The following is a 6,720-nucleotide window of genomic DNA, read 5'->3' as shown; positions in this document are numbered from 1 at the left end:
TCGCTTTCAAGCCTACGACCCTGCCCGCCAAGTTCTGACCCTAACCCACGCCGGCCCTTCCGTACCGACCCCCCCCCACCGGGGCGGCCCGCCGTCACGTTCAAACGCGACGGCGGGCCGCCTTGAGCGAATCGGTGGGAGACCATCGGCTGGGTTAGTCTAGGACGGTGCCCACAGCAATCGTCGGGCACCGTCTCCGGGTGGCATCCCGCCCGGATCCGATCATCGGAATCAGGGAGGAACATGCTCGAAGTACGTGGGGGAAATCCGCTGGACGGCACCGTCCGAGTCCGCGGCGCCAAGAACCTGGTGCCCAAGGCGATGGTGGCCTCTCTGCTCGGTGAGACCCCGTCCGTGCTGCGCGGCGTGCCCAACATCCGCGATGTCGAAATCGTCACCGGACTCCTCGAACTCCACGGAGTCCGCGTCACCTCCGGCCCCGACGGGGACCAGTCCGACGGCGAACTCCACCTCGACCCGGCCGATGTGGCTCAGGGCTCCATCGTCGACATCGACGCCCACGCCGGATCCTCCCGCATCCCGATCCTCTTCTGCGGACCTCTCCTGCACAGCCTCGGTCAGGCGTTCATCCCCGACCTCGGCGGCTGCCATATCGGCGACCGCCCCATCAACTTCCACCTCGATGTGCTCCGCAAGTTCGGCGCCGAGGTCGACAAGACCCCCGGCGGCATCATGCTCAAGGCACACAGCCGCCTGCAGGGAACCAAGGTCGAACTGCCCTACCCCTCTGTCGGAGCCACCGAACAGGTGCTGCTGACAGCGGTTCGCGCCGAAGGCGTGACCGAGCTGCGGGGAGCGGCCATCGAACCGGAGATCATGGACCTCATCGCGCTGCTGCAGAAGATGGGCGCGATCATCACCGTCGACACCGACCGCGTGGTGCGCATCGAAGGCGTCGACACCCTCCGCGGGTTCATCCACCGTGCCCTGCCCGACCGCAATGAGACCGCATCCTGGGCCTCGGCGGCACTGGCCACCGGCGGCGACATCTTCGTCGAAGGCGCCAGCCAGCCGGAGCTCATCACGTTCCTCAACGTGTTCCGCAAGATCGGCGGCGAATTCGATGTGCAGGAGAACGGCATCCGCTTCCGCCACCCCGGCGGCAAACTCCGATCCTTCGCCCTCGAAACCGACGTCCACCCCGGCTTCATGACCGACTGGCAGCAGCCCCTGGTCGTCGCGATGACTCAGGCCGAAGGCCTCTCGATCATCCACGAAACCGTGTATGAGAACCGGTTCGGCTTCACCGACGCCCTGCGCGATATGGGTGCGCAGATCCAGCTCTACCGCGAATGCCTCGGCGGCACCCCCTGCCGCTTCGGACGACGGAACTACCAACACTCGGCTGTGATCTCCGGACCCACCGACCTCAAGGGCACCCGCATCGACGTTCCCGATCTGCGCGGCGGCTTCAGCCACCTCATCGCCGCCCTGGCGGCCCAGGGCACGAGCGAAGTCCACGGCATCGAGCTCATCAACCGCGGCTACGAGAACTTCCTCGACAAACTCACCGGACTCGGTGCCGAGGTCTCCGCATGAGCGCCGACATCGAACCGGACGCGAACGACCACGATCTCGTCTCCTTCGATCCCGCCTCGGTGCGCTCCCAGAACCGGGCGGGCACCGTTGCCGCCACTGCGGCCTTCGGGCTCCTGCGCACGGCCACGAAGATGAGCATCCGGGGGACCGAGCACCTGCCGCCGGCCGGCACGGGCATCATCGCCGCCGCCTACCATGCCAACCATCTCGACCCGATCCTCGTGGGGCTGGCGCTCAAGCGCAACGGCCGGATGCCGCACTTCCTCGCGAAGTCGACGCTGTTCACCGGGGTGCTCGGCAAGATCCTCAAGATCATCGGACAGATCCCGGTGCTGCGCGCCTCGGCCTCGGCCGGGGACTCCCTCGAATATGCGAAGGACGCCCTGGCGAACGGCCAGACCGTCGTCATCTACCCCGAGGGCACGCTGACGAAGGACCCGGAGCTGTGGCCCCAGCACTTCAAGACCGGCACCGCCCGGCTGGCGCTGGAGACCGGAGCCCCGATCGTTCCCGTCGCCCACTGGGGACTTGACACGGTCTACCCGCGCGGGCAGAAGAAGGTCCGATTCCGCCCTTTCAGCCATGACTCCGTCGTGGCCTTCGGTCCCGCCATCGACTATTCGGACCTGTGGGATCGCCGGGATGAGAAGAAGACGATGGGAGACCTCTCCCAGCGGGTGAAGAACACCGTGGCGGCGATGGTGGCCGAACTGTCCGAACGCGAACTGCCGCAGCGTTTCACAGCTAAGGAGACTGGCGAATGAGCGTCGACAAGATCACCGTCCTCGGAGCCGGATCGTGGGGCACCACCTACGCCGCGGTCATCGCCGACGCCGGATTCCCCGTCACCCTGTGGGCCCGCCGTCCCGAGGTCGCCGAAGAGATCAACTCCACGCACACCAATGAGCGTTACCTCGGCGAGCGAGTCCTGCCCGAGGGGCTGAGTGCGACCGCAGACGATATCGCCGCGGTCACCGACGCCGAGGTCATCGTCCTCGCCGTGCCCGCCCAGACCCTGCGGGAGAACCTCACCCGGTGGAAGCCGCACCTGCGCGAGGGTGTGAAGCTCGTGAGCCTGATGAAGGGCATCGAGGTCGACACCGGCAAACGCATGTCCGAAGTCATCGCCGAGGTCGCCGAGGTCGCCGAATCCCAGATCGCCGTCGTCTCCGGACCCAACCTGGCGCGTGAGATCGCCGACCGGCAGCCCACCGCCACCGTCGTCGCGTCCTCCGACATCACCACCGCCGAGGTGGTCGCGGAGATCAGCGCGAACGCGTACTTCCGCCCGTATACGAACACCGACGTCGTCGGCGTCGAGATCGGCGGTGCGATCAAGAACATCATCGCCCTGTCCGTGGGCATCGCCGACGGGCAGAAGCTCGGCGACAACTCGAAGGCCTCGATCATCACCCGCGGGCTTGCCGAAACCTCTCGCCTGGCCGCGGCCATGGGCGCCGAGGCGCACACCCTGTCCGGTCTCGCCGGACTCGGCGATCTCGTCGCCACCTGCGCCTCACCCCTGTCGCGCAATCGCACCTTCGGGCGCCACCTCGGTGAGGGGATGAGCCTCGAGGACGTCATCGCCCACACCTCGCAGACAGCCGAAGGCGTGAAATCCGCTCCAGCCGTCCTCGCCCTGGGTCGACGCAACGGCGTCGACCTGCCCATTACCGAGGTGGTCTGTGCGGTTCTCGCCGGAAAACTGCAGGTTGACGAACTCGCCGGATTGCTGTTGTCTCGGAAACGTAAGCACGAAGGACCACCCGCCTGATTCGCACCGAATCTCAGGCACCCGCTGGAAAACTAGGAGCACACATGAGCGCCAACTCACCGTTCTTCAACCTTCCCGAACTTCCCACCTTCACGCTGACGAGCACCGACATCGAAGACGGTGGGGTGCTCACCGGCCCACAGCTCTCCGGCGCCATGGGCGTGCCCGGCGGTGAGGACGTCTCTCCGCAGCTGTCCTGGTCCGGTTTCCCTGACGAGACCAAGGCCTTCGCCGTGACCTGCTACGACCCCGACGCTCCCACGGGTTCGGGCTTCTGGCACTGGGTCGTCACGGACCTCGACGCCTCGGTGACGAGCCTGGAGACCAACGCCGGCGACCCGGCCGCCGACCTCCTGCCCAGCGGAGCCGTGACTCTGCGCAACGATGCCGGCGAACCCTGCTTCGTCGGAGCTGCCCCGCCGGAAGGACACGGACCGCACCGCTACTTCTTCATCGTCACCGCTCTGGCCGAACCGCTGGGCATCGACGAATCCGCAACACCGGCCTTCGCCGGCTTCAACATGTTCTTCAAGGGCATCGGACGGGCGTGGCTGGAATGCACGTACGAGGCCAAGTGAGCTAGAGTCTTTCAGTCCGCGCACACCTGACCCGCTGTGCGCACCCGTGTTCGGCCCCAGTTCGCGGGAGTACCACTTCAGCAAGGAAACTCATGGCAGACAACGATCACCGGCCCCTTGTCGCAGTCCTCTTCGGAGGCCGTTCGAGCGAGCACTCCGTCAGCTGCGTCACCGCGGCCGGTGTGATCGGTGCCATCGACTCCGACGCCTTCGACGTTCTGCCGATCGGCATCACGAAGACCGGCGTGTGGCGGGTCGTCGACGACTGGGCGAGCATGCGCTTCGACCCGGAGGCCATGCCGGAGGTCACGGACAACGGCACCGAGGTGATCCCTCCGGTCTCCGCGAACGGGGCACCTCTGCTGCACCGCGATGCCGACGGAAACTACACCGAACTGGGTGCGGTCGACGTATTCTTCCCGCTCCTGCACGGACGCTTCGGTGAGGACGGAACCCTGCAGGGACTGTTCGAACTCAGCGACACCGCGTTCGTCGGCTCCGGAGTGTTCTCCTCCGCAGCGAGCATGGACAAGCACTACACGAAGTCACTCATGGCCCACGCCGGGATCCCCACCTGCCCGTGGGAGCTCGTGACCGAGACGATGTGGGCCGCAGACCGCGCGGAGGCGGAGAAGCGAGTGGCCGAGCTCGGACTGCCCGTGTTCGTCAAACCCGCTCGTGCCGGATCGTCCATGGGAGTCAGTCGCGTCGCCGAGGCGGCCGATCTCGAGGCCGCCCTGCTCGGCGCCTTCGAACACGACTCCAAGGTCATCGTCGAACCCGAGGTCAGCGGTCGTGAGGTCGAATGCGCCGTGCTGGGTTCCGTCTATGACACGGAGCTGCGCGTGTCCTCACCAGGGGAGATCCGGGTGAGCGGCGACCATTCGTTCTACGATTTCGATGCCAAATACCTCGACCTCGCCGCCGCAGAAGTCACCTGTCCGGCTGATCTCGACGAGACGGTCACGGCCCGAGTGCAGGAGTTGGCCGCCTCGGTGTTCCGTCTCTTCGACTGCACCGGTCTGGCCCGCGTCGACACCTTCGTCACGGACACCGGTGAAGTCGTCATCAACGAACTCAACACCCTGCCCGGGTTCACCCCCACCTCGGCGTACCCGTTCATGTGGGCCCAGTCGGGACTCGAGTACTCCGAACTCATCGGCGAACTCATCTCGATCGCCCTGATCGACCACGCCCGCGCGAAATAGCGCTCTAGCCGGCGATGTCCTCGGCGCCGACGCACTCGTTCTCCGGCGGGAACTTCGACAAAGTCGGTGAGATTGCGGCAAGCACATCGTTGCCGGACTCTGCCTTGCGATTGACGAGCACCTCGACGGCAGGGGTGCGTCCGTAGCTGGTGAACCTCCACGTCGAATCGTCGTCGTCGACCGGCTTCGAGATCCAATCGACCCCGGACACGCTCACGCACTGATCCGTCGTCGGCCCGGGGGGAGTGACTCCGCAGCGCAGCACCGCGACATTGGGATCTCCCCAGGCCTTCGTGCCCTGCGAGGAGGTCGTGCGTGCCTTCTCACCCGAGATCTCGTCCGGCAGAGTGAGCAGAATATCGGCACACTTCGGATTCGCTGCGTCCTTGGCCGGCTCGACGATGACGGTCCGCGAACACCCAGTCACTGCCAGACCGGTGATCACCGTGGCCAGAGCGATGAAGGTGAGAGAACGACGACGGTGCGCGGGCCGGGCGTTGCGGCGCGTCGAAGCAGGGCGAGATCTCATAGGACTACCGTATCGCCCGATAACCTTGAGCCATGACCCGACTGTCCGAACTTGGCGAATCACACATCATCTCCCGTGTGCTCACCCGCAACCCCAGCAGCACGCACGTGATCGTCGGACCCGGAGACGATGCGGCCGTGACAGCACCGGAGGGACGACTCGTCTCGACCGCGGACATGCTCGTGGAGAACGAAGACTTCACTCGCGAATGGTTGGACTGGAAGAAGCTCGGTATCAAGGCAGCGGCCCAGAACCTCGCTGATGTGTGCGCCATGGGCGCGACCCCGCACGGACTGCTCGTCTCCGCAGCCGTCCCCGATGACACGGACATCGCCTGCCTCGAAGCCCTGTACTCCGGTCTCTTCGACGAAGCGGAACGAGCGGGGACGGCTTTGGACTGCACGGTGCCGATCATCGGCGGGGACCTGTCGTCGTCGAAACTCGTCGTCATCGCCATCACCGCACTCGGGACCCTGGAGGAGGAGTCCGCGATCCTGCGCTCCGGCGCCCAGCCCGGGCACGGACTCTTCCTGGCCGGCACCGTTGGTCGGGCAGCCGCGGGACTCGACCTGCTCTTCGCCGGAGCGCGACCAGACACCGCCGGGCCTGACCTCCGCTCGCTCATCGACACCCAACTGGCGCCGCAGCCTGACTACGGGGCACTGGCCACGGTCGGGGCCGCCTCGGCGATGATCGACGTCTCCGACGGACTCAGCCTCGACCTCGCCCGGGTGGCGACCGCCTCGGGGGTGGGCATCGATCTTGATCGGGCTCTGCTGGGCGACCTCATCGACCCGCTGCTGCCGGCAGCCGAATTCGTGCTCGATGACCGAGCGACGGGAGGGCCAGGCGACGGGGTCGGAGAAACCGAGGCGGCTGTGACGGCAGAGGATCTGGCGCTGTCCTGGGTCCTCGACGGGGGAGAGGACCACGGCTTCGCCGCGTCTGCGCCGCCTGCCGCCGTGCCTGGAGTAGGCTGGCGGAGAATCGGTGAGATCCGCACCGGACACGATGTCAGCCTCGACGGCACACCCGTGCCGGCGAGCGGTTTCAGCCATTTCGGGAAGTGAC

Annotated in this window: 7 protein-coding genes; 6 read left to right on the top strand and 1 reads right to left on the bottom strand. The window is 66.4% G+C overall.

Features of this window, described 5'->3' with window-relative positions; all coding sequences use genetic code 11:
- Positions 1–243: 243 nt before the first annotated feature.
- The 5 genes from murA to ACSBQT_RS14690 all read left to right on the top strand — a co-directional run bounded on the left by murA (position 244) and on the right by ACSBQT_RS14690 (position 5,120).
- The gene (gene murA / locus ACSBQT_RS14710) at positions 244–1,560 is read left to right on the top strand and encodes a UDP-N-acetylglucosamine 1-carboxyvinyltransferase (protein ID WP_410711188.1); all 1,317 of its coding nucleotides are present in this window, start codon (positions 244–246) and stop codon (positions 1,558–1,560) included.
- Positions 1,557–2,324: a lysophospholipid acyltransferase family protein gene (locus ACSBQT_RS14705; protein ID WP_410711189.1), complete on the top strand. Its 768-nt coding sequence runs from the start codon at positions 1,557–1,559 to the stop codon at positions 2,322–2,324. Before murA ends, ACSBQT_RS14705 begins: the two co-directional genes overlap by 4 nt.
- Positions 2,321–3,334 carry an NAD(P)H-dependent glycerol-3-phosphate dehydrogenase gene (locus tag ACSBQT_RS14700; RefSeq protein WP_410711190.1) on the top strand — a complete coding sequence of 338 codons (1,014 nt, stop codon included), beginning with the start codon at positions 2,321–2,323 and terminating at the stop codon, positions 3,332–3,334. Before ACSBQT_RS14705 ends, ACSBQT_RS14700 begins: the two co-directional genes overlap by 4 nt.
- Positions 3,335–3,378: 44 nt before the next feature.
- Positions 3,379–3,912, top strand: coding sequence for a YbhB/YbcL family Raf kinase inhibitor-like protein (locus ACSBQT_RS14695; RefSeq protein ID WP_410711191.1), 534 nt, complete (start codon positions 3,379–3,381; stop codon positions 3,910–3,912).
- 92 nt (positions 3,913–4,004) lie between these two features.
- Positions 4,005–5,120 (top strand): D-alanine--D-alanine ligase family protein, encoded by a 1,116-nt coding sequence (locus tag ACSBQT_RS14690; protein ID WP_410711192.1) that lies wholly within the window; start codon positions 4,005–4,007, stop codon positions 5,118–5,120.
- A 4-nt stretch (positions 5,121–5,124) separates the two neighbouring features.
- Here ACSBQT_RS14690 and ACSBQT_RS14685 read toward each other — a convergent pair whose 3' ends face one another.
- On the bottom strand, positions 5,125–5,649 hold the full coding sequence (locus tag ACSBQT_RS14685; protein WP_410711193.1) for a DUF3515 domain-containing protein: 525 nt from the start codon (positions 5,647–5,649) through the stop codon (positions 5,125–5,127).
- 32 nt (positions 5,650–5,681) lie between these two features.
- Here ACSBQT_RS14685 and thiL point away from each other — a divergent pair, with 32 nt between their 5' ends.
- On the top strand, positions 5,682–6,719 hold the full coding sequence (thiL, locus tag ACSBQT_RS14680) for a thiamine-phosphate kinase (RefSeq protein WP_410711194.1): 1,038 nt from the start codon (positions 5,682–5,684) through the stop codon (positions 6,717–6,719).
- The last annotated feature ends 1 nt before the right edge of the window (position 6,720 follow it).

The organism is Brevibacterium sp. H602, assembly GCF_051172395.1.
Lineage (GTDB): Bacteria > Actinomycetota > Actinomycetes > Actinomycetales > Brevibacteriaceae > Brevibacterium.
Note: the sequence above shows the minus strand (reverse complement) of the source record. Positions and strands in the feature narration are given on the sequence as shown.

Bases quoted from the DNA above. Each gene is read 5' to 3' on its own strand.
- ACSBQT_RS14685 (WP_410711193.1), bottom strand. From the start codon at position 5,649: ATGAGATCTCGCCCTGCTTCGACGCGCCGCAACGCCCGGCCCGCGCAC.
- ACSBQT_RS14695 (WP_410711191.1), top strand. From the start codon at position 3,379: ATGAGCGCCAACTCACCGTTCTTCAACCTTCCCGAACTTCCCACCTTC.
- ACSBQT_RS14690 (WP_410711192.1), top strand. From the start codon at position 4,005: ATGGCAGACAACGATCACCGGCCCCTTGTCGCAGTCCTCTTCGGAGGC.
- thiL (WP_410711194.1), top strand. From the start codon at position 5,682: ATGACCCGACTGTCCGAACTTGGCGAATCACACATCATCTCCCGTGTG.
- murA (WP_410711188.1), top strand. From the start codon at position 244: ATGCTCGAAGTACGTGGGGGAAATCCGCTGGACGGCACCGTCCGAGTC.
- ACSBQT_RS14700 (WP_410711190.1), top strand. From the start codon at position 2,321: ATGAGCGTCGACAAGATCACCGTCCTCGGAGCCGGATCGTGGGGCACC.
- ACSBQT_RS14705 (WP_410711189.1), top strand. From the start codon at position 1,557: ATGAGCGCCGACATCGAACCGGACGCGAACGACCACGATCTCGTCTCC.